Here is a 25882-nt window from a genome sequence, read left to right on the forward strand (position 1 = left end):
GTGCCGCCCGGCGCGCGTGGCCCGGCGACTGTGCTTCCGACGGCCTGAACCGCCGCGCCCCGACCTGGTGCGCATCGGGCACGCGGCGGCGAGTCTGACAGTCGCCCGCTAACGGGAGGTTTCCACTTGCTGTCGCGCAGCGGGCAACTCGCGCACCGACGACTCAGCTCAGCGTTAGCAGTTTCGCCGTGCCGGAAACGACGGTCTCGCTGCGATCGACCAGCGCGACACGCACCTGCACCCCCGCACCGGAGGCCAGGGCGGGCTGCCCGGGCGTGGCGGTGAGCGCGATGGTCGCATTGTGCTGGGAGCCGTCACAGGTGACCGACGTCTGAGTGCCGGTCGCGGCGGGGCCTTCTGCGTTCGGATCCCCGACCATGGCGTCGATGGCGGCGACACCCGCGGACGATTCACAGGTGTACTCGATGGCGACGGCCGACGCCGTCGCCGAATCCACCGCGATCGAGTTGACGGCGAAAGCACTTGGGGCGGTGAATAATCCGACCGCACCCAACACCGCCAGGGCCGTGACCACACCCGCCGAACGCCACTGATTTCGAATGGTGACCATGAGTTTCGTTCCTCCTGAGCCTCGGACATATGAAAAGCCGACATACCGGGAAAAACGCGCGGGCTGGTTTGCGCCGCTGATCACCATGGTCCAACCAGCAGGCCCGATCATGTGGGAGACCCGCACAACCCGGCGCGTCACCGGGGGCTTGTCAGGAGCGATCGGACCGCCACTGCCGGACGGCCCGGCCGATCTCGGTGGCCGGAGATTCTCCGTAGAGCCATTCGCGCGCGATGCGATGCCAGTTGTTGGTACACCGCAGTTGACCGAGAGCGGCGAAAGTGAGCAGGTCCGCCCGGCGGGAGAAGACATGTTCCGGTGGCAGCGACTGGCGGCGCAGACCCCGGAAGTCGGCGGCACGCGGGTCGACTGCGAGCACCACGGCGGCGGTGGCCAGTTCCGGCGTCACCGCGATCTCCTCGTCGAGCAGGTGCCAGCCCGCAGCGGCCCACACGTATTCCAGGACGTCCGGCGCGGTGACGCCCGCGTCGGGATCGATGATGCCGCGCCCGGCCCAATGCTCGTACAGAAAATCGGCGCGCCCCTCGCACGCCGCACGCAACCCGGTGCGCTCGAATTCCACATGGACAGCGTCCATCCGGTGGTAGAGGCCGAAATCCACGAAGCCGACCCGACCGCTCGAGTGCAGCAGGATATTGCCGGGATGGGGATCGCCGCAGAACTCGTAGTCGGTGAACAGCGAGGTGATGTAGAAGCGGTAGACCAGTTCACCGATATGGTCGCGCTCGGCGTCCGGCAGGCCCCGCATCGCCTCGAAGGGCTCCCCCTCGAGGAATTCGGTGACGAGAACACGGTGGGTGCAGTACTTTTCGACGCTGTCCGGCACCACGATGTAGGGGTGATCCCGGTAGCGAGCCGCAACCTGGTGCTGGGTGCGGGCCTCACGCAGGTAGTCGAGTTCGCCCCCGATATTGCTGGTGATCTCATCGAGAACCGCGGCATCCCCAGCACTGGGCAGCACGGACTTCAAAAGCCCGCTGAGCATTTGGAGATTGCGCATGTCCGCCCGGACGGCCTTGTCGACTCCCGGATACTTCACCTTCACCGCGACCGCGCGACCATCCCGCAGTCGCGCCCGGTACACCTGCCCGATCGACGCCGCCGCGACCGGGGTCTCGTCGAACTCGGCGAACACCCGCGACAGCGGCCCGAGCTCGTCCTCGAGCACCGCGCGCATGGCGCTGAACGGCACCGCCGGTGCGCGGTCACGCAGTTCGGCGAGCTTGTCGCGGAACAGTTCTCGATGTGATTCCGGTACCAGGTCCAGATCCAGCACCGACAGCATCTGCCCCAGCTTCATGGCTGCGCCCTTCATGCTGCCGAGCACGGTGACCAGTTGCTGCGCGGCCTGCAGCGAGGAACGCTGCGCGAGGATCCGGCGGGCCTGCTCGGGTCGCCCGATCATCGACAGCCGGGTCCCGATTCCGCGGGCGGCCTGCCCCGCTGCCAGCCGACCGAGACGGCCGCCGCGCGCGATGCGGCCCGTGGGCAGTTCGTGGGCCATGCGATCCTCCACGCCGTTGTGACGCAACAACATACCCGACCGGTTTCGATCTTCGAGGGCTAAGCTGAGCATCGCTCATTTTCACCGCGGTGCCGGTTTTCACCGCAGCAAGGAGGCCGCGATGCCGCCCAAGACCGTGGGCAATCGCCGCCGCCCGACCCAGCAACGCTCCAAGGCGACCCGCGAACACATCCTCGATACCGCTGCCCGCCTGTTCGGCGAGCGCGGCATCGCCGACACCTCGACCAACCGGATCGCCGCCGAAGCCGGGGTGAGCATCGGCACGCTGTACCGGTACTTCTCCGATCGCAGCGTCATCGTGGAGGAACTGCTCGGCCGACTGCTCGAGAACATCGAACGCCGCTTCACCCAATGGGTTTCGGGACTGTCGCGCCAACCGCTGACGCCCTTGTTCAGCCGCGGTGAGCAACTCATCACCGAACTGCTGGAGGTGTTCACCGAGGAACTGGTCGCCAACGCCAAGCTGGTGCGCGCGCTGGTGGCGGGCGTGCAGTTCTACAGCAGCGGCCTGCCCGAGTTCGAGCCCCGGCTGCGGCTGCTGGTCAAGGTGTTGCTGATCCAGATTCTCGGCCCCGGCGACGATCATCGCTACGACATGATGACCTTCGTACTCATCAACACCGGATTCGCCGGGGTGCTGCGGGTCTCGGCACTCGAGGTCGGCAGCCAGGAACGGCAGGAGGCCATCGCCATGACCGCCCGGATGCTCTCCGCCTGGATCGAGGCCGAGTCGCGGCAACCGGCGCACGGTAGTGGCTCAGAGCGTCCCGCCACCGCCCAGCAGCCACGGGTTGAACGTGCAGTCCAGGTTGGGGTGCTGCCCGGGATCGAGCGCCCGTAGCACGATCGACAGCGCCCGCGGCGAGTACATCATTGTCAGGTGATCGGAAAGGTCCTGCTCGCAACCGTCCTGGAGGGTGATGTTCGAGACCTGTGCTCCCGGACCGGCTTTCAGGAAGGTGCGGTCGTAGGGATTGGTGATCTCGTCGTAGCGGGTGCCGACGACGGTGTAGTCGATGCCGGGGACCGTGTCACCGTTGGCATTGAGCTGATTGATGAAGTCCGAGCCGATGGTCTGCTGAATTCCGGCATGCCCCACGAAGATCTCGACGAGACCGAGCACGTCGATGCCGAAATTGTTGATGGCCCGCCCCAGTGCGCCGATGCCGTCGAGCGAGGTGCCGTGATTGGTCGCGCCCAGTGTGATCAGATTGTGCACCTTCGCCGCCCCGCCCTCGAACTTCGTGTACCAGCCCGACATCGGCCCGCCCTGCGAGTGCGCGACGAGATCGACCTGGGACGAACCGGTCGCCGCCAGCACCCGATCCACGAAGGCGGCCAACTGTTTCGCGGAGTCCTGGATGTAGCCGGTGCCCATCGTGCCGGGCAACACCGAGCCCAGCCCACCGCCTTGCACCAGATCGGACCGACCGTAATTGAGCGTGAAGGTGCAGTAACCGGCGTCTTTGATCGGCTGGCCCATGAAGGCGAAACCGTTGTAGGCGTTCATCCAGGTCCCGTGCACGAGCACCACCGGCCGCGGATGCGCGGCGGACGGTTTGCAGTTCCAGTCGTTGGCACCGGGCGGAGTCGCGTCCGGGTTCAGCAGCCCGTAGCCGAAGGCCGCCAGCCACGAAGTCATGGACGGCCCATAACCTTTGGTGTCGGACGCGTAGCCGCCCGAGGAGCCGGAGCTGGACCCACTGCCGCCGAAGCAGTTGCCGGAGCCATTGCCCGATCCGGCGCCGCTGCCGGAGGTGCAGGCCGATCCGGAGTCGGCATGCGCGCCCGGACCGGGGAATCCGACCGCCAGTAGGGAGACCCCCACCATTACCGCTGCCCTTACCGTCTTACGGCGCGTGTTTCTTCTCATTTCATGCCTTCCCGTATCGAAACCGCGCTCAAGGTAGGCCGCCGTCCGACGTGTCCAGAAGAGTCACCGCCAAACCTTGGACCAGCTCACGAATTTCCATCCGGCTACTCCGTGACGCGATACAAAGTGCCCGGTAGAGGAGCCGTCACAACCGTCCAGCGGGTAATTCGGTGAAATATCCAAAGTTCCTTCCGATTCCACGCGGCGGCCTTCGCGGGATGAATTCATGACATTCATGAACCACCGCACTCCGACCGCCGGGGCCGAACAGGCGCTGGCACTGGTCGGCCGCCACTACCGGTGTTCGCGAACCTTCCCCGTGGAGCGCGTCCGCATCCGCGAGTTCGCCCGTGCCGTCCAGGCTTTCCATCCCGCCCACTGGCACGAATCGGCGGCGGCGCGACTGGGATTCGACGCGCTGGTGGCGCCGCCCACATTCGCCGCGGTGGTGTGGCAGCAGGCGCGGCGCGAGATCCTCGAGAAGCTGATCACCGGGTACCGCACCGATCGCGTGGTCCACGTGGACCAAACCCTCGACATCGGCCGCCCCCTGCTGGCCGGTGACGTGCTGACCTGCGACGTCTACTTCGAATCCTTCCGGCATTTCCGGTCTTTCGACGTAATCTCCGTCAACGCCGTGCTCACCGACCAGCACGGTGTGCCGGTCCAGAGCGGCTCCACCGCGCTGCTGGCCCGCACCGGTGATCACGAGCGCGCAGCGGAGCGGGCCGCGAGCGCCTGTTTCGGCACCGACGATCGGGTGGTGGCGACCGGCGTGCGCCACAGCCGCCTGCCGCGCACCCGCATCGACTTCGACCGGCTCGCGGTGGATACCCGGCTGCCGACCGCCGGGGCCACACTGAAGGCGCGTGACCTCACCGATTACGCACGCGTCGTGGGCAATTCGTCCTCCGACGGGATGCTCTCCCCCGACGCCGACGCTGACGGGCCGACGCTGGTCGCGCCCGGCATGCTGGTGCTGGCGCTCGCCGCCGGATACGTCACCTCCTGGACGCGGGATCCCGCCGCTGTGATCAAGTACCGGGCCGAATTCGCCAATCACGTCCACTATTTGACGGTGCCTCGCCTCGCGGACGCCGATATCGAATTCACCGGCCGGGTGGTCGCGCGCGATGAGCACCGCCGCACCGCGACCGTCGCGATCGAGGCGAAATCACAGGGCCGCAAGATCTTCGGCTATGCCAGCGCGGAGGTTGGCTTCGCACCCACGGTCCGCAGGTCACCCGGGTGACCCGGGCGGGCCGCCCCGACCGCGGCCCGCCCGGAGCTTCACGCCGACACGTCCTGCCCGGCGGTGGAATCGGGGTCGTCGGGTCCGGGCACGACCCCCAGATCGGCGGGGTGGTACAGACCGGGCGGATAGCCCTGGGCGTGCGCCATTTCCAGCAGTTCGTGCGCTTGCGCCGCAAGATCGGGGATCTGCGCGGTCGGCCCGGACAGCACCACGGCAGTCAGCTCCACTCCCGCCGTGTCGGACAGCGCCGTCAGCGCCCGCGCCGTCATGGCGAACGCGCCCGCCAATCCCCACCCGGCACTGTCGTCCTGCGGCACCAGCACGATCCCGCCCGAGGCGGCCAGCAGCGACAGCGCCCGCGAGCCGAGCACCGCGCCCAGCGCCGCCTGCACGCGGCGCAGGCGACGCAGCGCGGTCATCTCCGTGACCGTGTGCTCGTCCGCGTCCGACGCCGGAATACGCACGGCCACCACCTGATACGCATTCGCGATGCAGATGCCCGTGTGCCGGGCCAACGTCGAACGGCTGTGGCCGCTCAGCAGGGCCGCGACCAGCGTCTGTGCGGCCGTCTGGTGCTCGCGCGCCACGAACCGGAACTCGTCGACGTAGGCGGTAGTGGTCGCCATCGTCACCGCTCGCAGCAATCCCAGCAGCAGTTCGGCGCGACCCACCGAGGTGGCATCCGCCCCCGGCGATTCGGTGACCGCGAGCTCGAGGCCGTCACGGATGGCCTCGTGATAGCCGAGCAGGATCCGGTCGAGGTCGATCCCCTCCCGGGCGAATCCGGCCGCCGATTCCGCGACCTCGACCAGCCACCCGGACCGGTGAGCGGCAGGCGCGGCAGCGCCGGCGGCACGGGCGAGGCAGGCGCGCGCCCGTTCGTCCACATCGCCGGACCCGAGCCCCTGGGTGTCACCGGCGAACATTTCGGCAAGTTTCGCGGCAAAGTTCGGCGGGCCCGCGGCGGCCCGGTCGTCGACTGCGGTGGAATCCGGTAGTTCTCGTATGTTCAACGTGCCCTCCTGATTTCGGCATCAGGCTACGAGCCGGCGGCGCGTGTTCCACTGTGCGGCCGTGTTTTTCGGACACTTCACATATTTCGCTCCGTCTGGCTGTGATCGGCGAAAGTCCGTGCGATGAGCGCCGAACGCAACTGCCACAGATCGGCGGTCACCGTGGGATCGAGACCCGTCAACTGGCCTATGCGTTTGAGTCGATAGTCGACGGTATTGGTGTGGATATGCAGGACCCGCGCGGTCTGGCGGCGATGCAGATTGTTGCCGATATGGCATTGCAGGGTCCGCAACAGTTCGGGATGCGCATCGAGCGGATCCAGCAGGGCACCCAGCGTTTCCCGGCCGGGACCGGGGCGGGTGAGCTGGTATTCCAGCGCCATATCGGTGAATCGGTACAGTCCGGCCACACAATTCAGTCGCTGCACCATGTCCAGTAATTCGTGTGCCCGGTCGGCGGCGGCCGGGATCTCGGGTGGTGCGGCGACCACGAGCGCCGCGGTCACCGCCACCCGTGCCGCCGCCGAGAGCCTGGTGACCAGCTCGTCCAGTGTCGCGTCGTCCAGCGCGGCGGCCGGGACCAGGACGGTGCCACCGTCCACACTCAGCAGCGCGAGTGCCGTTCCGCCGCAGCGGTTCGCGAGCTCGGCCTGCAGCCTGCGCAGCTTGCGGCGTGCGACCACCTTGCCGTCGAGCATGGGATGCCCCTCGTCCCGATGCCGCGGGATCGCCAGGGCCAGGACGTGATATGAGTCGGCGATCTCGATGCCGCATTCGCGGGCCATGGTCGAGGTCGGGTGCCCGCCCAGCAGCGCCGAGGTGAGGGTGTGCACGGCGGTGTGGTGCTCACCGACCACGGACCGGTACTCGCGCACATAGGCGCGCGCGACCGTCGCACTGATCGTATCGAGCAGGCTCACCACGAGTTTCGCGCCGTCGACGACATGGTCGTAGTCCCGCGCGGTGGCACCGGAGAACACCCGGTCCATGCCGAGCCGGAAGCCCTCGTGGATGGAGTGCAGGACGGTGTCGATCGGCACGCCCTCGCGGGCCCACCCGGCCGCGGCCTCGGCCACCCGGCCGGTCTTGGCGGGGATGTCGCGGCCGTCGAGCATGCCGACCGCGAATTCCAGGCAGACCCGGGTGACGGCGGTGACGTCGCCGGAGATGATGTCACCCGGCAGCGTCGCGCACGGGATGACGTGGTCCACGAAATGGCCTACCAGCTGCCGGGATACGGTGCGCACGTCCTGCAGTGGGGCGGACATCGGCTGACCCGAGACGGTCAGGCCCTCCCGGAGAGTTCCGTCGGTTGTCATCGTCGACTTCCTTCCGATCTACCGCGTCTCGGCGGTGGATCTCGAACTCTAAGGTGATCTCGAACTCACCTTCTACTCTCTTTCCCGGCGACCACCGTTCGCTCGAAGATCGACGGGATGAGCTGCGCGAACATGGAATTGACGTAACCGGTCGGCAACGGATATCGGAGCCGGTTGGTGAGGTCCGCTCACTTTTACGAGATCATCAAGTTACCCATTGCGGTCGCGGGACCCCCTGCGAAGGTGGACCATGAAGGCGCGTCCGAATGATGAGGAGCGCCTGTGGATTCCGATCTCTGTTATGCGTCGGCGCGGGAGCTGGCCGGATGGCTGCGCGCGGGCAAGCTGTCGGCGGTGGAAGTCACCCGCGCCCATCTGGACCGGATCGAACGGCTGAATCCGAAGATCAATGCGATCGTCACCCTCGTGCCCGAGCAAGCGCTCGCGGCGGCCCGCGACGCCGACCGGCGGTTGGCCGCCGGCGAGGAACCGGGCCCGCTGCACGGGATTCCGATGGCCCACAAGGACACTCACGACACCGCGGGCATCCGCACCACCTATGGCAGTCCGCTACTGGCCGACAATGTGCCCGAGCGCGACGAGCTGGTCATCGAACGACTCAAGGCCGCGGGCGTGATCACCCTCGGCAAGACCAATGTGCCGGAGTTCGCGGCGGGCTCGCACACGGTGAACCCGGTGTTCGGTGCCACCCTCAACCCCTACGACCTGGGTAGATCGGCGGGCGGCAGCAGTGGCGGCGCGGCGGCGGCCCTGGCCTGCGGCATGCATCCGCTCGCCGACGGCAGCGATATGGGTGGCTCCCTGCGTAATCCGGCGTCGTTCTGCAATGTGGTCGGCTTGCGTCCGTCGCCGGGCCGGGTGCCTACGTGGCCGGATCCGATGGCCTGGCTGACGCTGGCGGTGCAGGGCCCGATGGCGCGCAGCGTGTCCGACGCGGCCCTGCTGCTCTCGGTGCTCGCGGGCCCGGATCCGCGCAGCCCGATCGCGATCGCGGAACCAGGCTCGCTCTTCGCTCCCCCGCTGGAGCGGGAGCTGCGTGGGCTACGGGTCGCGTGGTCCCCGGACCTGGGTGGCGCGGTACCCGTGGAACCACCGGTGCGCGATGTGGTCGAGCGCGCGGTGCAGGTCTTCGCGGATATGGGTGCCGTGGTGAGCGAGGACTGCCCGGATCTCTCCGGTGCCGAGGACGTGTTCCGGACGCTGCGGGCCTGGCAGTTCGCGACCGGGCTGGGACCACTCTTGCCGCAACGGGATCGGCTGAAACCCGCCCTGGTCTGGAATATCGAGCAGGGGCTGACGCTGACCGGCCGCGACCTCGCCGAAGCCGAAGTGCTGCACACGCTCCTGTTCCACCGGGTACGGGAGTTCTTCGAGCGCTACGACATTCTGCTGCTGCCGGTCAGCCAGGTGCCGCCGTTCGAGGTGGAGCTCGAGTATCCCGAGCAGATCGCGGGCGAACCGATGCACACTTATCTCGATTGGATGCGATCGTCGTATCTGGTGAGCGCCACCGGATGTCCGGCCTTGTCGGTGCCCGCCGGATTCACCACGGCATGGCTGCCGGTGGGTGTGCAGATCGTCGGACCACACCGGGCCGACCGATTGGTCCTGGAGGTGGGTCACGCCTTCGAACAGGCGACGGGCTTCGCCACCGTGCGCCCGCCGATCGCGGCGGGCTGACCCGATTGCCGCGGACCGATCATCGACCGGCCCGCGGCGGGGCGCCTACTCCGCGGTGAGAAGCACCGGCAGGCTGGTGTGCCCGTTGGAGATGAAGCTGCCCAGCGGCTTCAATTCCGTTGCGTCCGTGGCCAGCCGCAGGTTCGGGAACCGCTCGAACAGCGCGGGCAGTGCGATGGCCGCCTCCATGCGGGCCAGCGGCGCACCCAGGCAGTGGTGTGCGCCGTGCCCGAAGGCCAGGTGCTGATCCTTGGTCTCGCGCGCGATGTCGAAGGCGTCGGCGGACTCGCCGTGGATCTTCGGATCGCGACCGGCACCCGCGTACGAGGCCAGAATCGCCTCGCCCTTGGGAATGGTGACCCCGTCGATCTCGATGTCCTCCACCGCATACCGCAGCGGCAGGTGCGCGACCGGCGACTGGTAGCGCAGCGTCTCCTCGATGACGTCGGCCCACGACGCCTGCTCGGCGACCACCGCGGCCAGCTGCTCGGGATGCGTGAGCAGCGCGACCACGGCCTGATCCAGCAGATTCACGGTGGTCTCGTGCCCGGCGTTCACCACCAGCATGAGGGTCTCGACGAGCTCCTTGTCGTTGAGCTGCGAGCCGTCCTCCTCGTCGCGCTCGGCGATCATGGCGGAGGTGATGTCGTCGCCCGGGTGCTCACGCTTGTACGCGACGAGTTCGCCCACCCGCTCGTACATTTCGACGAAGTTGGCCATCGCCTCCTCGGCGGTGAGCGAACCGTCGAAGAACCCGTCCACGCACTTGTGGATGGCCGCGTCGAGGTGCTCGGGCACGCCCAGCAGACCGCTGATCACGCGGATCGGCACCGGGTAGGCGTAAAGCGAACGCAGATCCACGATTTCGCCCGCGGGCAGCGCGGCGAGCTCGTCGAGCAGTTCGGTGACGATGGCCTCGATGCGCTCGCGCATGGCGGTGGTGCGGCGGTGGGTGAAGGCCGGCGACACCAGCTTTCGCAGCCGGCGGTGATCCACACCGTAGGCGGTGAACATGTTCTCCGCGGCCACCCACGGCATCAGCGGCCACGCCGCGGTGATCTCACCGTTCATGAACGCCGCCCAGTGCTGGCGCGGATCCTTGGAGACGCGCGCATCGGCGAGCAGGCTCTTGAGCGTCGCCTGATCGGTGACCGACCAGGCCGGGACGCCACCGGGCAGCTCGACCAGCGTGACGGGGCCCTGTGCGCGAATCCGCGCGGATTCGCCTTGGATGTCGGTTCCGGTGACATCCAGCACGATCGGGCTCTGGGACATGGACTGCTCCTTACACCGCGCGCAGCGCGGGGCTAATCGGGAAATCGACCGGCAGTGCCACCATGGCGCGGTGGAACGGGCCGGGACGCCAGGAGATTTCGTGCCTCGGCACGCCCAGCCGGAGGTCCGGCAGCGCGTCGAGCAACTCGTCGATGGCGGTCTGCGCCACCAGGTAGGCGACCGAGCGGGCGGGGCAGGCGTGCGGGCCCGCGCTCCAGGCCAGGTGCGAACGGTTGCCGGTGCGGTCGCCGCCCGCGATCTCGGGATCGTTGTTGCAGGCGGCGTGACTGATCACCACCGGCTGATTGGCGGGCAGCCAGGTGGTGTCGATGAGGATCGGCTGGCGCGGAAAGCTGGTGGCGAAGTTCGCGATCGGCGGGTCGTTGAACAACACCTCGTCGAGCGCGTCGCGCGTGGAGAGACTGCCGCCGAGCATGTCGCCGCCGAAGCGGTCGTCGGTGAGCATCAGCAGCAGCGTGTTACTGATCAGGTTCTGCATGGGTTCGATGCCCGCGCCGTAGAAGCTGACCAGCTGATACAGCAGCTCTTCGTCATTGAGGTTCGCGGAGTTGTGCGCCATGCGGGAGGTCACGTCGTCGCCGGGTTCGTTGCGGCGCATGGCGATCAACTCCAGCAGCGCCTCACCGAGGGTCTGCATGCCCCAGGCGGCGTTCACCGTGTCGAACAGGGCCGCCATGCCGGTGGCCACCCGCTGACCGATATCCGCCGAGCAGCCCACCAATCGGTTGAGCACCTCGAACACCAGCGGTAGTGCGTACTGCGACACCAGATCCGCGCTGCCCTCGGCCCCGATGGCGGCGATGAGCGGGCCCGCGATCTCCTCGACGGTGGCATGCACGGCGTGCAGATCGATACCGTCGATACTCGCGGTGTAGGCCTGCCGATACCGGGCGTGCTCGGCCCCCGCATTGCGCAACGCATTCGGGTACCACTGCATCATCGGCCGGATCGGCGAATCCTCCGGAATGCTGTCCTGCCACGGGCGCGGATCGGCCGGAAAGTGTTCGGGATCATTGAGAATCCGCAGCGCGGTGCGATAGTTCACCACCAGCGTCGCGGGCACCCCCGGCGCCAGCTCGATCGGCACCATCGACCCGTGCGTACTGCGCATGTCCCGATAGGCGCCGTGCGGATCGGCCACGAATTCCTCTGTGCCCAACATGATCCGAGACTCGGCCACCCTGTGCGCCCCGCCCGTCACCGGACAACCACCCGACGCCCCCGAGAACCCGCCCCTTGATCCTGCTGTGTCCAACCCCGAAACTCCCTATCGAATAACAGCTTTCACCGACCCCGGCCCGGACGGCCGGGGCGAGTCGACGCTTCGCACCCTAGCAGCCCGTCAGCACACCCACCCTTTTTGCGAAACACCACCGCGTGAAACACCAACCCGTGGGCTAGCTGTCGACGATGGAGGTGATGAGGGTGTGGGCGTCGGCGGTGCGGGTGGTGACGGTTTGGGTGAAGACGTCGGGGAGTTCTCCGGGGGGCTGTTGGGTGATGCGGACCGACCAGTGGTCGTCGTCGGCGGGGGCGAGGCGAGTGATCTGGACGCAGTAGCGGGTGCCCTGCAGAACCGAGTCGATGCCGGATTGGATCTTGGCGGCATCGGCCACGCTGGCCGCGTCGTCGGCGACGAACTGGCGGGCGACAGTGCCGGAACGCAGGACGTAGTAGGCGTATTGGAAGCCGAGGATGGCGTCGGGACCGCTGGCGGTGCTGCCGGAATCGATGCCGGAGACCGCGTCGGGGGTGCGGCGCGACGGGCAACCGTCGGCCGCGATACCGACGGACGTGCTGATCGAGGTGGGCGTCGAGCTCGCGGTGGGCTTGGTCGAGAGCACGGTGGACGGACGGGCCAGGACCTCCGGGGTGGTCGAGTCGTGGCTCGAACCAAGCAGGGAGGACAGCAATCCGACGGCGGCAGCACCGGCGCCCGCGAGCACGGTGACGGTCAGGACCACCAGCAGTGCGCGCGATCGCGTCCACGGACCGGACTCCTCGATCGCGCTGTGGCGACCGGCTTCTCGCTGGGGCGGCGCCGAAACTCGCAGACCTGTCGCCGACGCCCGCGGACCGGTTGCGGAACCACGCGGACCGGTCGTCGAACCACGCGGACCCGTGGTCGAGCCACGCGGGCCAGTGGTCGAGCCGCGTGGGCCGGTCGTCGAACCACGCGGATCGGATGTCGATGCGTGCGCACCCGGACTCGATGCCGGAGACCGGGTCGCCGATACCCGCGGACGGGCAGTCGCGGTGTGCGAGGCCGGAATCGCGCCACGCGAGCGCGCGGCCGAGGCCCGGGGTGGCGGCTCGGCCAGCGCATCCGCCAAGGCGGCAGCCAGTTCGGCGCAGGTGCCGAAGCGGTCGGCCGGGTCCTTGGCCATCGCGCGAGCCAGCACCGGATCCAGGGCGGCGGGCAGCGCCGGATTGATGTCGCGTACCGACGGCACGGGGGCGCTGACGTGCCGGTAGATCAGTTGCGGCAGGTCGCCGTCGGCGAACGGGGCGGTACCGGTGAGCATTTGGAACAGGGTGCAGCCCAGCGAATACACGTCGGCGCGGCGATCCACCCGCGCCTCGCCGTGGAAGCGCTCGGGCGCGGTGTACTGGAAGCTGGCCATCACCTCACCGCTGGCGGTGATGCCGCGGGTCTCGTGATTGGATTCGGCGATCCCGAAGTCGGTGAGCAGCGCCCATTCTCGCGGCTGCGCGGTGAGCAGGATATTGGCGGGCTTCACATCCCGGTGCAGCACGCCGACATCGTGCGCATAGTCCAGGGCGCGGGCCACATCCGCGGTGAGGGCCGCGGTGCGCGCGAGTTCCAGCGGCCCGGCGAGCAGTTCGGCGGCCAGGTCCGAGCCGTCGACGTAGGCCATCGACAGCCACAGCCGCCCGTCCTCCTCGCCGCGCGCGAAGATCGTGACGATGTTCGGATGCGACAGCCGCGCAATGATGTTGGCCTCGCGCAGGAACCGCTGCCGCACCTCGCCGTCATCGCCGACCACGCGGTTGAGCAGCTTCAATGCGACGAAACGGGGCAGATCCCGATCGTGGGCGAGGTACACCTCACCCATTCCGCCGGCGCCCAGCAGGCGCTCGATCCGATACCCGGCGAAGGTCATTCCCTGCCGGAGCTGCTCACCCAACCAATCCTCCCGATCCACCTGCACCGCAGACAATACCGGGCATCGCCGACACCGCAGCACCGACACCGCCGCCTGTCAAGCGGCCTGGCCGCGATACCCCGGTCTTCGCTATGCTTCTGCCTGGAACTTTTCGCGAGTTTCGTTCGGCCGGAAGGACATCGAATGATGACGATGCGGCGGGTACTGGCGGGGTTTATCGCGGTGACGGGGATCGCGGCGGGACTGACGGGCGTGGGAACGCCGCCCGCGCGGGCGGATTGGCTCCCCCAGCTCGCCCCCTTCGGGTCGGTGGTCCTCACCGGCGGGGACGCGAATTTCTGCGCGGGAGCGATCGCAGTCGCCCTGGAATCGCCACCGGGGATGCCCGGGCACATCACCGCTCGGGTCACGCCCCTCGGCTATCTCGGCGGGCCGTGCGGCACCCACATCGTGCTGGGCTGGGTCGGATCCGCCGGTCTCGGATCGCGAGAGGTGTACGTGCGCAGCGACGCTCCCGGGCAGACGCAGACGCTGGATCTGTGGGTGGGAATGGGATTGGCCAAGTTGTTCGCCAACAGCTGGCCGCTGCAGGGGCCGTGGGCCGAGTGGTACCTGTTGGTGCCGTAGCCGTTTCGGGCCAGGTCAGCCGTTTCGAGCTAGGTCGTCGGGCGCAGACAGGCGATGGCGGTAGCGGATTCGTTCACGATGTCGCGCATGGCGGCCTCGGCGGCGGCCCCGTCGCCGGACTGGACGGCCGCGGCGACCGCGGCATGCAACTGCAACGCCTGCGGATTCGCCTGGGTGGGCATGAGTTCGTGTTCGGTTCTGCCGGTGAGCACCTCGCGCACGATCGGCGCGAACACCGCCAGCAGCGGATTGCCGCTCGCCGCCAGCAGCGTGGCATGGAAGGTGACGTCGTGGGCCAGATAGGCGTCGGTATTGGCCGAGCGCGCGGTCGCCGACATGCCCATCACGGCGGCCGTCAGGTCGGCACACTGCTCGGGGGTGGCGGCGGTCGCGGCCAGGCGGGCGGCGAGCGGTTCGGTGCCCGAACGCAATTCGGCCAGCCAGGCCAGATGGGCGAAGCGCTGCGGACCTGCGAGCTGCCAGCGAATCAGCTTGGGGTCGAGGGCATGCCAGCCGGACGGGTCCAGGACGGTGATGCCCGCGCGGCGGCGGATGTCGACCATGCCGAGGGATTCCAGGACGCGGACCACCTCGCGAGCGACCGTGCGGGAGACGTCGAAACGGGTGGCGATCTCGTCGGAGGAGATGCGCGCACCAGGGGCGATCGCTCCGGAGGCGATGTCGGAACCCAGCCGATCCAGCACGGAGTCGTGCAGGGGCAGTGCTTCCGACCGGTCGACCATGGCTTCAGTCTCACACATTCGAGGCATATCTATCGGCGAAGGCTAGGCAATACGTAGTACTTATTCGCGATCTGTCTTGATATAGTCCTCCATATTCGGCCCTTGTGCCCTGGATCACTCCACCTCGACTCGAAGAAGCGTCATGCACAACCCTGAACCGCTCGCCGTCGCGAGCCTGGCCGACGCGGCCACCCACCACGCCGGAAGCGCGCAGCTCATCACCGCCGCACTCATCGGTGTCGCCCTCATCGTCGGCCTGATCACCTGGCTCAAGATGCATCCGTTCCTGGCGCTGGCCATCGGCGCGATCGCCGTCGGCCTGCTCGCCCGCCTCGGTGCCGCCGACACGGTGAACTCGTTCGTGAAGGGCTTCGGCTCGACCATGGGCAGCGTCGGCATCCTGATCGGCTTCGGCGCGATGTTCGGCAAACTGCTCGCCGATTCCGGCGGCGCGGATCAGATCGTGGACACCCTCGTGCGCCGCGCCGGACCGCGCGCACTGCCGTGGGTGATGGGCCTGGTCGGCGCGATCATCGGCCTGCCCATGTTCTTCGAGATCGGCGTGGTGCTGCTGATGCCGGTCATCCTGCTGGTGGCCACCCGGTCGCGACTACCCCTGCTGTCGGTGGCGATTCCGGCGCTGGCCGGGCTTTCGGCCATGCACGGGCTGGTGCCGCCGCATCCGGGACCGCTGGTGGCGGTGTCGGCCTTGAAGGCGGATCTGGGACTGACCCTGGGCCTCGGCGTGCTGGTCGCGGTGCCGACGGTGATCCTCGCCGGTCCGCTGTTCGGCAAGCTCGCCGCTCGCTGGGTGAATGTGCCGGTGCCCGAACTGTTCTCCACCACCGAGCCGCAAGCAGACGAGGAGCGCGGGCCGCGCCCGAGCTTCACCGCGACGCTGGCCACGATCCTGCTGCCGGTCGTGCTCATGCTCGGCAGCGCCGTCTTCGACGTGGTGTCCCCCAAGTCCGGCTCCCCGGTGAAGAAGCTCCTGGATGTGCTCGGCACCCCGGTGGTGGCGCTCGGCATCGCGCTGCTGGTCGGCATGCTGGTGCTCGGCCGCGGCGGGCGGATGACCCGGGATCGCCTGTCCGACACCATGAACAGCGCGCTGCCACCCATCGCGGGCATCCTGCTGATCGTCGGGGCGGGCGGCGGTTTCAAACAGGTCCTCGTCGACACCGGCATCGCCGCCACCATCGCCGACGCCATCCGCGACTCCAGCCTGCCGGTGCTGCTGCTGGCCTGGTTCGTCGCCGCCCTCATCCGGGTGGCCACCGGTTCGGCGACGGTCGCCACCGTGACCGCCTCGGGCATTCTCGCCCCGGTCGCGGCCGGGCTGAGCAACTCTCACGTCTCGCTCATGGTGCTGGCCATCGGTTCCGGATCGCTGTTCCTCTCGCACGTCAACGACGCCGGATTCTGGATGGTCAAGGAGTACCTGGGACTGAATGTCGTGCAGACCCTGAAGTCCTGGAGCGTCATGGAATGCGTGATCTCGCTGTCGGGTCTCGCGGGCGTGCTCGCGCTGAGCGCGGTGATCTAGCGTGGCGACCGACCAGCCGCACATCGTGATCCTCATGGGCGTCTCCGGCTCCGGGAAATCCACCGTCGCGGGCATGCTGGTGAGCACCCTGGGCTGGGATCTCCTCGAAGGCGACGACCTGCACCCACCGGCCAATATCGCGAAAATGGCGGCGGGCCACGCCCTCACCGACGCCGATCGCGAACCGTGGCTGGAAGCCATCGCCGACTGGATGTCGAGGGAGGTGACGGCGGGCCGCAGCGCCATCGTCACCTGCTCGGCCCTCAAGCGCTCCTACCGGGACATCCTGCGCCGCAGCATGATCGGCCATCCCGAGGCGGTGCTCACCTTCCTGCACCTGACCGGCTCCCGCGACGATCTGCAGCGCCGCCTCACCGCCCGCATGGACCACTTCATGCCGCCCGGGCTGCTGGACTCCCAACTCGAAACCCTCGAGAACCCGGGTCCCGACGAGCACATCGTCGGCATCGAAATCGGCCCGCCGCCAAGCGAAGTCGCCGCGGCGGCGCTGGCCGCCATCCGCGCTCACAGCTGATTCGAAGCTTCAGCCCAGCTTCAGGCTGCCGCTCTACGCTCACCTGCGTGTACGCACCGAGAATCGCTGCCACGCTCCTGCTCTCCACCGCCCTGATGGCCGCCGGGTGCGGGCACCCGCTGGCCCGCGCCGCCGAGGATCCGACCGTCACCTTCGACTTCGGCGGACTGCAACGCCAATACCTCATCCACTACCCCGCCAACCACCCCTCCGGTCCACTGCCCGCCGTGCTCGTCTTCCACGGCGGCGGAGGCAACGCACAGACCATGACCGGCATCGGTTTCGACAAGCTCGCCGACGCCGACGGGTTCATCGCCGTCTACCCGAACGGCTACCAGAAGTCCTGGAACGACGGCCGCGGCGACGACACCAATGCCAGCGCCGCCAACATCGACGACGTGGGTTTCGTTGGCGCGGTGATCGATCGGATCATCGGCGGCGACAATGTGGACCCCACACGGGTTTACGCCACCGGCATCTCCAACGGCGGCATGTTCACCGAGGATCTGGGTTGCCGGCTGTCCGGCAAACTTGCCGCCATCGCACCGGTGGCGGGGCCGCTCCCCCAGGCCGACCAATCCGCCTGCACCCCAAGCCATCCCATGCCGGTGCTGGAGATCCACGGCACCTCCGACCCGATCGTCCCCTATGACGGCGGCGTGGTCCGGGTCACCTCCGGCCATCACGGACCGGGCTCGAGCCCGGTGCTGTCGGTCGACGCGACCCAGCAGTTCTGGCGGCAGCAGGACGGCTGCACTGCGGCCACCACCACACCGCAGCCGCAGCGCACCGACGACGGCACCACCGTGACGCTCACCTCCTCGGACTGCTCCGGCGGCGCCCAGGTCCAGCTGTATTCGATTGCCGGTGGCGGCCACACCTGGCCCGACGGCCCCCAGTACCTGCCGCAGGCCCTGGTCGGGAAGGTCAGCCACCAGTTCGACGCCACCGACGTTATCTGGCAGTTCATGTCCCGGTTCCGCAATTAGCCCTGGCCGAACACCGGACAACCAGGGCGAACCGGTACCGTGAGCGGATGCCCGCCATAGAGTTTGCCTGCCGGTAACTCTCGTATGAAACAACCAACGCGCAAGCGCCGGATGGGGACACGAGAGGTAAGTACGGACTGATGCCGCAACCACAGGCCGAGACCGAGATCGACGCCGACCCCCTGCTGCGGGCCGCGGCGGCGCCGCCGACGCGCACCCTGGTGGATATTCTCGCCGCGACCACCGCGGCGCACCCCGACGCACCCGCACTCGACGACGGCGAGGAAGAACTCAGCTACGCCGAACTCAGCGCGGAGATCGCCGTCGCCGTCGAGCGCCTGGCCGCGGCCGGGGTGCGCGCCGGTGACCGGGTCGGCGTGCGAATGCCCTCGGGCACACGGGGCCTCTACATCACCATCCTCGCGGTCCTGCACGCCGGCGCGGCGTACGTGCCGGTGGACGCCGACGATCCCGACGAGCGCGCCAAGCTGGTGTTCGGCGAGGCCCGGGTGTCGGCCATCGTGACCGGTACCGGCATCGAAACGACTTCGGCCGCAAGCGAATCCGCGTCGCGTCCGGACAAGGTCGGCGCACCCGAGCCGACCAACGACGCGTGGATCATCTTCACCTCCGGCTCCACGGGCACCCCGAAAGGTGTTGCGGTGACCCATCGCAACGCCGCGGCGTTCGTCGACGCCGAGGCCCGCCTGTTCCTGCAGGACGCGCCCATCGGCCCCGGCGACCGGGTGCTGGCCGGGCTGTCGGTCGCCTTCGACGCCTCCTGCGAGGAGATGTGGCTGGCCTGGCGGCACGGGGCCTGCCTGGTGCCCGCGCCGCGCGCCCTGGTGCGCACCGGCGCGGATCTCGGTCCGTGGCTGGTGCGCCGCGAGATCAGTATCGTCTCCACCGTGCCCACCCTGGCCGCCACCTGGCCCGCCGAGGCCCTCGATCCGGTGCGGCTGCTCATCTTCGGAGGCGAGGCGGTGCCGCCGGAGCTGGCCGAACGGCTTGCGGGCAACCAGGATTCCGAGCGCGAGGTGTGGAACACCTACGGCCCCACCGAGGCCACCGTGGTGGCGTGCGCGGCCCTGCTCGACGGCGGCTTCCCCATCCGCATCGGCCTGCCGCTGGACGGCTGGGACCTGACCGTCGTGGACGCGGCCGGAAACCCGGTGGGCGAGGGCGAATCCGGCGAGCTGGTGATCGGCGGCGTCGGCCTGGCCCGCTATCTGGACCCGGCCAAGGACGCCGAGAAGTACGCGCCGCTACCGTCGGTCGGCTGGGAACGCGCCTACCGCAGTGGCGATCTGGTGCGCAACGACCGCGAGGGCCTGGTGTTCCTGGGCCGTGCCGACGACCAGATCAAACTGGGCGGCCGCCGCATCGAACTCGGCGAGATCGACAACGCGCTGCAGCACCTGCCGGGCGTGACCGGCGCGGCGGCCGCGATCCGGACCACCAAGGCGGGCAACAAGATTCTGGTCGGCTACCTCACCGGACCGGAGGCGGACTACGACCTGAAGGCCGCCAGAACCCTGCTGGCCGATCAGCTTCCGGCCCCGCTGGTGCCGCGCCTGGCGGTCGTCGCCGAACTGCCCACCCGCACCTCGGGCAAGGTGGACCGGGACGCGCTGCCGTGGCCGCTGCCCAAGGCCACCGCCGCCACGGTCGAGGCCGGACTGTCGGAGACCGAGCAGTGGGTTGCGGGACTGTGGGATTCGATCCTGGGCGCGGAGGTCGCCGATTCGAGTGCCGACTTCTTCGATCTGGGCGGTGGCTCGCTGGCGGCCGCGCAACTCGTCGCGGCGCTGCGGGAACGCTACCCGCACGTCGCCGTGGCCGACCTCTACGATCAGCCACGCCTGGGCGCGCTGGCCGCCTACCTCGACGGGTCCGCGCCGGTCGCGGCGGTCGAGGTGCGGCACGTGCAGCCGGTTCCGCTGCCCGCGCAGCTGTTCCAGGTGCTCGCCACCATTCCGCTGACCACTCTGACCGGGTTGCAGTGGCTGACCTGGCTGGCCATCGTCGGCAATGTCGCGGCCTGGTCGGGCTCGCTGCCGTGGCTACCGCACCTGTCATGGTGGTGGACGCTGGCCGCATTCGTGGTCTTCATCTCGCCGCCGGGCCGAATGGCCTTGTGCGTGGCCGGTTCCCGGCTGCTGCTGAGCGGTATCGACGCGGGCACCTATCCGCGCGGCGGCTGGGCGCATCTACGCCTGTGGACCACCGTGCGGCTCTCGGAGGCCAGCGGCGCGGAGAACCTCTCGGGCGCACCGTGGATGGTGCCGTTCGCGCGGGCCCTGGGCGCGCGCGTCGGCCGCGGCGTCGACCTGCACACGCTGCCGCCGGTCACCGGCATGCTCGAACTCGGCGACGGCTGCAGTGTCGAACCCGAGGTGGATCTGTCGGGCTACTGGATCGACGGCGACGTGGTGCACATCGGCCCGATCCAGATCGGTCCCGGCGCCGTGGTCGGCGCACGCTCGATGCTGCTGCCGGGCACCAAGATCGGCCGCAATGCCGAGATCGCCCCGGGTTCGGCGGTCTCGGGCAAGGTGAAGGCCGAACAGGAATGGGCGGGCTCGCCCGCGGTGAAGGTCGGTAAGGCCCAACACCGCTGGCCCGATGAGACGCCCGCGCGGGCCTCGCACTGGGTGGCCATCTTCGGCATCACCTCCATGGTGCTGGCCGCGGTGCCGATCGCGGCGCTGGGCAGCGGCGGGCTGCTGATCGCCTGGTGGATTCGCGACACCCAGACGCTGGCAGCCGGTTTCGGCCGTGCCTTCGCCATCCTGCCGGTCGCCATGCTGCTGGTGCTCGCGGTCTACGCGGTGATCACCGTGGTGGCCGTGCGCCTGCTGGCCATCGGCCTGCACGAGGGCCATCACCCCGTACGCAGCCGCGCAGGCTGGCAGGCCTGGGCCACCGAACGACTACTGGATTCCGCGCGCACCTTCCTGTTCCCGCTCTACGCCAGCCTGCTCACCCCGGTCTGGCTGCGGCTGCTCGGGGCGAAAGTCGGCAAGCGCGTGGAGATCTCGACGGTGCTGCTGCTGCCGAAGTTCACCGTGGTCGCCGACGGCGCATTCCTGGCCGACGACACCATGGTCGCCAGTTACGAATTGGGCGGCGGCTGGCTGCGCATCGGCGAATCCAAGGTCGGCAAGCGCGCCTTCCTCGGCAACTCCGGCATGACCGCGCCGGGGCGTCGCGTGCCCAAGAACGGGTTGGTTGCGGTGCTCTCGGCGGCTCCCTCCAAGTCCAAGGCGGGCTCGTCGTGGCTCGGCAGCCCGCCCACCCGGCTGCGGCGCGCCGCCGAATCCGGTGATACCGCGCGCACTTTCGATCCGCCGCTGCGCCTGCGCATCGCCCGCGCGGTCGTCGAGACCTGCCGCCTGATCCCGGTGTTGGTGACTTTCGCCATCGGTCTCGGGGTGCTGTTCGCGCTGGCCTGGCTGGCCCGCAGCCTCGGGCATCTGCCCGCCGCCCTGCTGAGCGGACTGGTGCTGCTCGCCGCCGGTGCGGTCGCCGGAACGATCTCCGTGATCGCGAAATGGCTGCTGGTAGGCCGTATTCGGGCCGTCGAACACCCGCTGTGGAGTTCCTTCGTCTGGCGCAACGAGGTCGCCGACACCTTCGTCGAGCACGTGGCCGCACCCTGGTTCGCGCGCGCCGCGACCGGTACGCCCGTGCTGAACCTCTGGTTGCGCGGACTCGGCGCGACCATCGGCCGCGGGGTATGGTGCGAATCTTATTGGCTTCCGGAGGCTGACCTGGTGACACTCGGTGATGGTGCGACGGTGGAGCGGGGCTGTGTCGTCCAGACGCACCTGTTCCACGATCGAATCATGGCCATGGACACCGTCACCCTGGGCGCGGGCGCGACCCTCGGCCCGCACTGTGTCGCGTTGCCCGCCTCCGCGATCGGCGCGGGCGCGACCATCGGACCGGCCTCACTGGTCATGCGCGGGGACAGCGTGCCGCCGTCGAGCCGGTGGTGGGGCAACCCCATCGCACCGTGGAGCGGCCGCTGATGCCGCCGCAGTTCGACGAGCCCATCGACGATTACCTGCCGCAGAACGGAAATCGCGGCTACCGCGTCTCGCGCTACGACCTGGACCTGGTCTACAAGATGTCCAGCAACCGGCTGACCGGGATCGCGGAGATCACCACGGTGACCACCGGGGTCCGGGAGCGGTTCGCACTGGACCTCTCCCAATCGCTCGCGGTCACGAAGGTGTTCGTGAACGGGGCCAAGCCCGCCAAATACGTGCACCAGCGCGGCAAATTGGTGATCACGCCGCGGCAGAAGATTCCGGCGGGCGGGGCGCTGATGTTCACCGTGCACTACGCCGGACCGCCCAAGCCGGTGCGCGGACCGTGGGGTGAGGTCGGGTGGGAAGAACTCACCGACGGTGTCCTGGTGGCCAGTCAGCCCAATGGCGCGGCCTCCTGGTTCCCGTGTGACGACCATCCCAGTTCCAAAGCCAGCTACCGGTTTTCGATCACCACCGACTCGCCCTACTACGCGCTGGCCAACGGCACGCTGATGCGCAAGCTGACCAAGGCCAGCCAGACCACGTGGGTCTACGAGCAGCCCGAACCGATGGCCAGCTACCTGGCCACCATCCAGATCGGCCAGTACCGCAAGCAGCGCATCGACGCCCCGCGTGGCTCGGTGCCCATGCAGGCCGTGCTGCCGCTGCGGCTGCGCACCGCCTTCGAGCACGATTTCGCGCGGCAGGCGCGGATGATGGAGGTCTTCACCGAGAAGTTCGGGCCCTACCCGTTCGAGAACTACACGGTCGTCGTCACCGACGACGAGCTCGAGATCCCCATCGAGGCCCAGGGCATTTCGGTGTTCGGCGCGAATCACTGTGACGGACGCCGCGGTTCGGAACGACTGGTCGCACACGAGCTGGCGCACCAGTGGTTCGGCAACAGCCTCACCATCCGGCAGTGGCGCGACATCTGGCTGCACGAGGGATTCGCCTGCTACGCCGAGTGGATCTGGTCCGAGGCGGCGGGTGGACCGAGCGCGGACCAACTCGCCCGTACCGCGCACCGGAATCTGGCGCGGCTGCCGCAGGATCTGATGCTGGCCGATCCCGGGGCCGAGCTGATGTTCGACGACCGGGTCTACAAGCGTGGGGCGCTGACGCTGCACGCCTTGCGGCTCACCGTCGGCGACGCCGCGTTCTTCGACCTGCTGCGCACCTGGACCACCCGGTATCGGCACGCGTCCATTACCACCGGCGAATTCACCGATCTGGCCGGGCATTACAACCCGCTGCCGCTGCAATCGCTGTGGGACGCCTGGCTGTATGCCAGGTCACTGCCCGAGCTGCCAACCCTCCCCCGGTACGGAGCACAGTCCTCGACCGGGTAGACTTCCAGCGAACACAGCAGTTGATCATGGATGTGACACGGTCACATCAAGCGTCGTAGATCGCTACCATTCCTGAGCAGCCCCCACTGCGCGGCAAGCTTTCCTTACGGCGATCGATTTTGCCCATCGGCAATCTCGCCACCCCAGTGCCCCCGGCGCGGAGTTTCCTTCCGCAGCACGGCTCGGGCAACCCGATGCCCGAAAGGCACCGCAACACCGATGAACAACCCCCAGACTTCCTTTGCCGCGCTCGGCGTCCGCGCACCCCTGGTGCGCGCGCTCACCGAGGCCGGCATCACCGAACCGTTCCCGATCCAGGCCGACACCCTGCCCGATTCGCTGGCGGGCCGGAATGTGCTCGGCCGCGGCAAGACCGGCAGCGGCAAGACCCTCGCCTTCTCCATTCCCATGGTCGACCGGCTCGGCAAGGACGCCGGCCGTCCCATGCCGCACCGGCCGCGCGGCCTGGTGCTGGCCCCCACCCGGGAGCTGGCCACCCAGATCGCGGCCGCCATGGAGCCCCTGGCCGCCGCCTACCGGATGACCGTGACCACCATCTTCGGCGGCGTCTCCCAGCATCGTCAGGTGCAGGCGCAGAAGCGCGGCGTCGATATCGTCATCGCCTGCCCGGGCCGCCTGGAAGACCTCATGAAGCAGGGGCTGATCAAGCTCGATGCCGTCGAGATCACCATCATCGACGAGGCCGACCACATGGCCGACCTCGGCTTCCTGCCCGGTGTGACTCGCATCCTGGCCGCCACCCCCGATTCCGGTCAGCGCCTGCTGTTCTCGGCCACCCTGGACAACGGGGTGAACAAGCTCGTCAACCGGTTCCTGCCGGATGCGGTGAAACACTCTGTCGACGAAGCGAATTCGCCGGTCGCCGCCATGACCCACCACGTGTTCGAGGTGTCGAGCGCCGAGACCAAGCGACTGGTCGTGCAGCGACTGGCCTCGGGGTCCGAGCGTCGAATCCTGTTCACCCGCACCAAGCATCAGGCCCGCAAGCTGGCCAAGCAGCTGTCGGTCGCCGGGATCCCGGCCGTCGACCTGCACGGCAATCTGTCCCAGCCCGCCCGCGACCGCAACCTGGCGACCTTCGCCGCCGGAGACGCCAAGGTCCTCGTCGCCACCGACGTGGCCGCGCGCGGCGTGCACGTGGACGGCGTCGAGCTGGTCGTGCACGTGGATCCGCCCGCCGAGCACAAGGCCTACCTGCACCGATCCGGCCGCACCGCGCGCGCCGGCAATGCCGGTGACGTGATCACCCTGGTGATGCCGGATCAGCGCGGCGACCTGGCGGCGCTGATGCGCAAGGCCAAGATCGACGTCACCCCGCAGCGCGTGACCGCCGACTCCCCCGTCGTCGCCGAGCTCGTCGGCGATGTCGCACCGCTGGTCGCGTTCTCGGAGCGGCCCGCTCCGGCCGCGAATTCGCAGCGCTCCGAACGGCGTCCGGGTGGTCGTCGCGACGACGACATGGGCGCTCCGCGTGGTCGTCGCCGGGGTCGTCCGGTCCGCGAGGCGGGCGAGCATGCCGCGGCAGGTCGTCCGGCCCGTAAGACCGAGGCCGCCGGCGGCGGTCGTCCTGGTGGCCATCCGGCCACGGGCGCGCGGCGCGGGGCCAAGGCCGAGCCGCGTGGTGGTCGCGGTGACAACGATCAGTCGATGGCCGCTGCCCGCAGCGGCGGACGGCAGCCCGCCCGTGGCGCAGCCGATTCCGGCAACGGCCGTCCGGCCCGCGGCGAGGGTTCGGGCAACGGCAATCCGCGTGCCCGTCAGCGCACCGAGGGCGGCAATGCCGGTTCCGCGCGCCAGGGTGGCCGCGGCTCGGCGGCCGCTGCGGGCAGCACCGGCGGTCTCGCCGGGTTCTCGCGCTCCGGTGCGGCGTCGCCGCGCCGCCGTCGCAACGGCTGAGTCGTAACGGCCGATCCGACTTCCTTTTCCACGTCCACGGGCGCGCGGTTCGCACCGCGCGCCCGTCGGCGTTTCCGGGGTTTTCGCGACGTTCCAGAACAACGGCGCGCCCGAGCGCGGGGGTCGGCAGAAAATGGGACAATTGCCCATATCTACCTGACTTTCCGGCTCATACAGTTAACAGATAGCAAGCAGCTGCCCGCTTTGTGATTCGAATATCTGTCAAGTGGTCTCGGACGCTCGTACGCAGGGTCCAGAGAGGAAGTCATGAAGACTCATGCACCACTCAGCGAGCGGGCGATCGTCAAGTACGAACGAGTCGAAGGCCGGTACAAGGTCTCGGTGTCCCCGATCGACCGGCTGGCCTGGCGCATCGGTTATGCGCCGGATATGAAGGCGGCCGTCGAGCTCGCCCAAGAACTCGCCAACTGAGC

At 68.7% G+C, this 25882-nt stretch carries 20 protein-coding genes; 11 read left to right on the top strand and 9 right to left on the bottom strand.

Annotated elements, in window-relative coordinates; translation table 11 throughout:
* Positions 1–163: 163 nt before the first annotated feature.
* Positions 164–571, bottom strand: coding sequence for a hypothetical protein (locus tag ACYVN4_RS07955; RefSeq protein ID WP_460718777.1), 408 nt, complete (start codon positions 569–571; stop codon positions 164–166).
* 151 nt (positions 572–722) lie between these two features.
* Positions 723–2096: an ABC1 kinase family protein gene (locus ACYVN4_RS07960; protein ID WP_460718779.1), complete on the bottom strand. Its 1374-nt coding sequence runs from the start codon at positions 2094–2096 to the stop codon at positions 723–725.
* A 121-nt stretch (positions 2097–2217) separates the two neighbouring features.
* On the opposite strand from ACYVN4_RS07960, the gene ACYVN4_RS07965 reads away from it, so the two are divergent.
* Positions 2218–2958, top strand: coding sequence for a TetR/AcrR family transcriptional regulator (locus ACYVN4_RS07965; protein WP_460718781.1), 741 nt, complete (start codon positions 2218–2220; stop codon positions 2956–2958).
* Here ACYVN4_RS07965 and ACYVN4_RS07970 read toward each other — a convergent pair.
* The gene (locus tag ACYVN4_RS07970; protein WP_460718783.1) at positions 2875–3948 is read right to left on the bottom strand and encodes an esterase/lipase family protein; all 1074 of its coding nucleotides are present in this window, start codon (positions 3946–3948) and stop codon (positions 2875–2877) included. The genes ACYVN4_RS07965 and ACYVN4_RS07970 overlap by 84 nt on opposite strands.
* Positions 3949–4216: 268 nt before the next feature.
* On the opposite strand from ACYVN4_RS07970, the gene ACYVN4_RS07975 reads away from it, so the two are divergent.
* Positions 4217–5242: an FAS1-like dehydratase domain-containing protein gene (locus ACYVN4_RS07975; protein ID WP_460718785.1), complete on the top strand. Its 1026-nt coding sequence runs from the start codon at positions 4217–4219 to the stop codon at positions 5240–5242.
* A gap of 38 nt (positions 5243–5280) precedes the next feature.
* Here the strand turns inward: ACYVN4_RS07975 and ACYVN4_RS07980 are convergent, their stop codons facing one another.
* Positions 5281–6258, bottom strand: coding sequence for a transcriptional regulator (locus tag ACYVN4_RS07980; protein WP_460718787.1), 978 nt, complete (start codon positions 6256–6258; stop codon positions 5281–5283).
* A gap of 77 nt (positions 6259–6335) precedes the next feature.
* Positions 6336–7577 carry a PucR family transcriptional regulator gene (locus ACYVN4_RS07985; RefSeq protein WP_460718790.1) on the bottom strand — a complete coding sequence of 414 codons (1242 nt, stop codon included), beginning with the start codon at positions 7575–7577 and terminating at the stop codon, positions 6336–6338.
* A 282-nt stretch (positions 7578–7859) separates the two neighbouring features.
* Here ACYVN4_RS07985 and ACYVN4_RS07990 point away from each other — a divergent pair, with 282 nt between their 5' ends.
* Complete coding sequence (locus tag ACYVN4_RS07990; RefSeq protein WP_460718792.1) at positions 7860–9278, top strand: amidase; 1419 nt, start codon at positions 7860–7862, stop codon at positions 9276–9278.
* 45 nt (positions 9279–9323) lie between these two features.
* On the opposite strand, the gene ACYVN4_RS07995 is transcribed toward ACYVN4_RS07990, so the two are convergent.
* The 3 genes from ACYVN4_RS07995 to ACYVN4_RS08005 form a co-directional block, all read right to left on the bottom strand.
* A complete protein-coding gene (locus tag ACYVN4_RS07995; RefSeq protein WP_460718794.1) occupies positions 9324–10553 on the bottom strand; it encodes a cytochrome P450 family protein in 1230 nt (409 codons plus the stop codon).
* A 10-nt stretch (positions 10554–10563) separates the two neighbouring features.
* Positions 10564–11736: a cytochrome P450 family protein gene (locus ACYVN4_RS08000; protein ID WP_460718796.1), complete on the bottom strand. Its 1173-nt coding sequence runs from the start codon at positions 11734–11736 to the stop codon at positions 10564–10566.
* A gap of 235 nt (positions 11737–11971) precedes the next feature.
* Positions 11972–13723 carry a protein kinase domain-containing protein gene (locus tag ACYVN4_RS08005; RefSeq protein ID WP_460718798.1) on the bottom strand — a complete coding sequence of 584 codons (1752 nt, stop codon included), beginning with the start codon at positions 13721–13723 and terminating at the stop codon, positions 11972–11974.
* A gap of 162 nt (positions 13724–13885) precedes the next feature.
* Here ACYVN4_RS08005 and ACYVN4_RS08010 point away from each other — a divergent pair, with 162 nt between their 5' ends.
* Entirely contained in the window at positions 13886–14329 is a 444-nt protein-coding gene (locus ACYVN4_RS08010) for a hypothetical protein (protein ID WP_460718800.1), read from the top strand.
* Between the two features lie 29 nt (positions 14330–14358).
* On the opposite strand, the gene ACYVN4_RS08015 is transcribed toward ACYVN4_RS08010, so the two are convergent.
* A complete protein-coding gene (locus tag ACYVN4_RS08015) occupies positions 14359–15072 on the bottom strand; it encodes a FadR/GntR family transcriptional regulator (RefSeq protein ID WP_460718802.1) in 714 nt (237 codons plus the stop codon).
* Positions 15073–15214: 142 nt separating this feature from the next.
* Between ACYVN4_RS08015 and ACYVN4_RS08020 the strand changes: the two genes are divergently transcribed.
* The 7 genes from ACYVN4_RS08020 to ACYVN4_RS08050 all read left to right on the top strand — a co-directional run bounded on the left by ACYVN4_RS08020 (position 15215) and on the right by ACYVN4_RS08050 (position 25880).
* Positions 15215–16618, top strand: a complete 1404-nt coding sequence (locus tag ACYVN4_RS08020) for a GntP family permease (RefSeq protein ID WP_460718804.1) — start codon at positions 15215–15217, stop codon at positions 16616–16618.
* A 34-nt stretch (positions 16619–16652) separates the two neighbouring features.
* Positions 16653–17153: a gluconokinase gene (locus ACYVN4_RS08025; RefSeq protein WP_460720519.1), complete on the top strand. Its 501-nt coding sequence runs from the start codon at positions 16653–16655 to the stop codon at positions 17151–17153.
* Positions 17154–17200: 47 nt separating this feature from the next.
* Positions 17201–18142 (top strand): extracellular catalytic domain type 1 short-chain-length polyhydroxyalkanoate depolymerase, encoded by a 942-nt coding sequence (locus ACYVN4_RS08030; RefSeq protein ID WP_460718806.1) that lies wholly within the window; start codon positions 17201–17203, stop codon positions 18140–18142.
* A 140-nt stretch (positions 18143–18282) separates the two neighbouring features.
* A complete protein-coding gene (locus ACYVN4_RS08035) occupies positions 18283–22176 on the top strand; it encodes a Pls/PosA family non-ribosomal peptide synthetase (RefSeq protein WP_460718808.1) in 3894 nt (1297 codons plus the stop codon).
* Positions 22176–23531, top strand: a complete 1356-nt coding sequence (locus tag ACYVN4_RS08040; protein ID WP_460720521.1) for a M1 family metallopeptidase — start codon at positions 22176–22178, stop codon at positions 23529–23531. The genes ACYVN4_RS08035 and ACYVN4_RS08040 overlap by 1 nt, the downstream gene beginning before the upstream one ends.
* A 219-nt stretch (positions 23532–23750) precedes the next feature.
* Positions 23751–25448, top strand: coding sequence for a DEAD/DEAH box helicase (locus ACYVN4_RS08045; RefSeq protein WP_460718810.1), 1698 nt, complete (start codon positions 23751–23753; stop codon positions 25446–25448).
* A gap of 267 nt (positions 25449–25715) precedes the next feature.
* Complete coding sequence (locus tag ACYVN4_RS08050; RefSeq protein ID WP_452402897.1) at positions 25716–25880, top strand: hypothetical protein; 165 nt, start codon at positions 25716–25718, stop codon at positions 25878–25880.
* Positions 25881–25882 lie beyond the last annotated feature (2 nt).

It is taken from the genome of Nocardia heshunensis (assembly GCF_054782115.1).

What these genes read in the sequence shown, in the direction of transcription:
- ACYVN4_RS08025 (WP_460720519.1), top strand. Translation starts at nt 16,653, where the DNA reads ATGGGCGTCTCCGGCTCCGGGAAATCCACCGTCGCGGGCATGCTGGTG.
- ACYVN4_RS08050 (WP_452402897.1), top strand. Translation starts at nt 25,716, where the DNA reads ATGAAGACTCATGCACCACTCAGCGAGCGGGCGATCGTCAAGTACGAA.
- ACYVN4_RS08040 (WP_460720521.1), top strand. Translation starts at nt 22,176, where the DNA reads ATGCCGCCGCAGTTCGACGAGCCCATCGACGATTACCTGCCGCAGAAC.
- ACYVN4_RS07975 (WP_460718785.1), top strand. Translation starts at nt 4,217, where the DNA reads ATGACATTCATGAACCACCGCACTCCGACCGCCGGGGCCGAACAGGCG.
- ACYVN4_RS08045 (WP_460718810.1), top strand. Translation starts at nt 23,751, where the DNA reads ATGAACAACCCCCAGACTTCCTTTGCCGCGCTCGGCGTCCGCGCACCC.
- ACYVN4_RS08035 (WP_460718808.1), top strand. Translation starts at nt 18,283, where the DNA reads ATGCCGCAACCACAGGCCGAGACCGAGATCGACGCCGACCCCCTGCTG.
- ACYVN4_RS07955 (WP_460718777.1), bottom strand. Translation starts at nt 571, where the DNA reads ATGGTCACCATTCGAAATCAGTGGCGTTCGGCGGGTGTGGTCACGGCC.
- ACYVN4_RS07985 (WP_460718790.1), bottom strand. Translation starts at nt 7,577, where the DNA reads ATGACAACCGACGGAACTCTCCGGGAGGGCCTGACCGTCTCGGGTCAG.
- ACYVN4_RS07965 (WP_460718781.1), top strand. Translation starts at nt 2,218, where the DNA reads ATGCCGCCCAAGACCGTGGGCAATCGCCGCCGCCCGACCCAGCAACGC.
- ACYVN4_RS07970 (WP_460718783.1), bottom strand. Translation starts at nt 3,948, where the DNA reads ATGGTGGGGGTCTCCCTACTGGCGGTCGGATTCCCCGGTCCGGGCGCG.
- ACYVN4_RS08010 (WP_460718800.1), top strand. Translation starts at nt 13,886, where the DNA reads ATGATGACGATGCGGCGGGTACTGGCGGGGTTTATCGCGGTGACGGGG.
- ACYVN4_RS08015 (WP_460718802.1), bottom strand. Translation starts at nt 15,072, where the DNA reads ATGGTCGACCGGTCGGAAGCACTGCCCCTGCACGACTCCGTGCTGGAT.
- ACYVN4_RS08000 (WP_460718796.1), bottom strand. Translation starts at nt 11,736, where the DNA reads ATGTTGGGCACAGAGGAATTCGTGGCCGATCCGCACGGCGCCTATCGG.
- ACYVN4_RS08020 (WP_460718804.1), top strand. Translation starts at nt 15,215, where the DNA reads ATGCACAACCCTGAACCGCTCGCCGTCGCGAGCCTGGCCGACGCGGCC.
- ACYVN4_RS07995 (WP_460718794.1), bottom strand. Translation starts at nt 10,553, where the DNA reads ATGTCCCAGAGCCCGATCGTGCTGGATGTCACCGGAACCGACATCCAA.
- ACYVN4_RS07960 (WP_460718779.1), bottom strand. Translation starts at nt 2,096, where the DNA reads ATGGCCCACGAACTGCCCACGGGCCGCATCGCGCGCGGCGGCCGTCTC.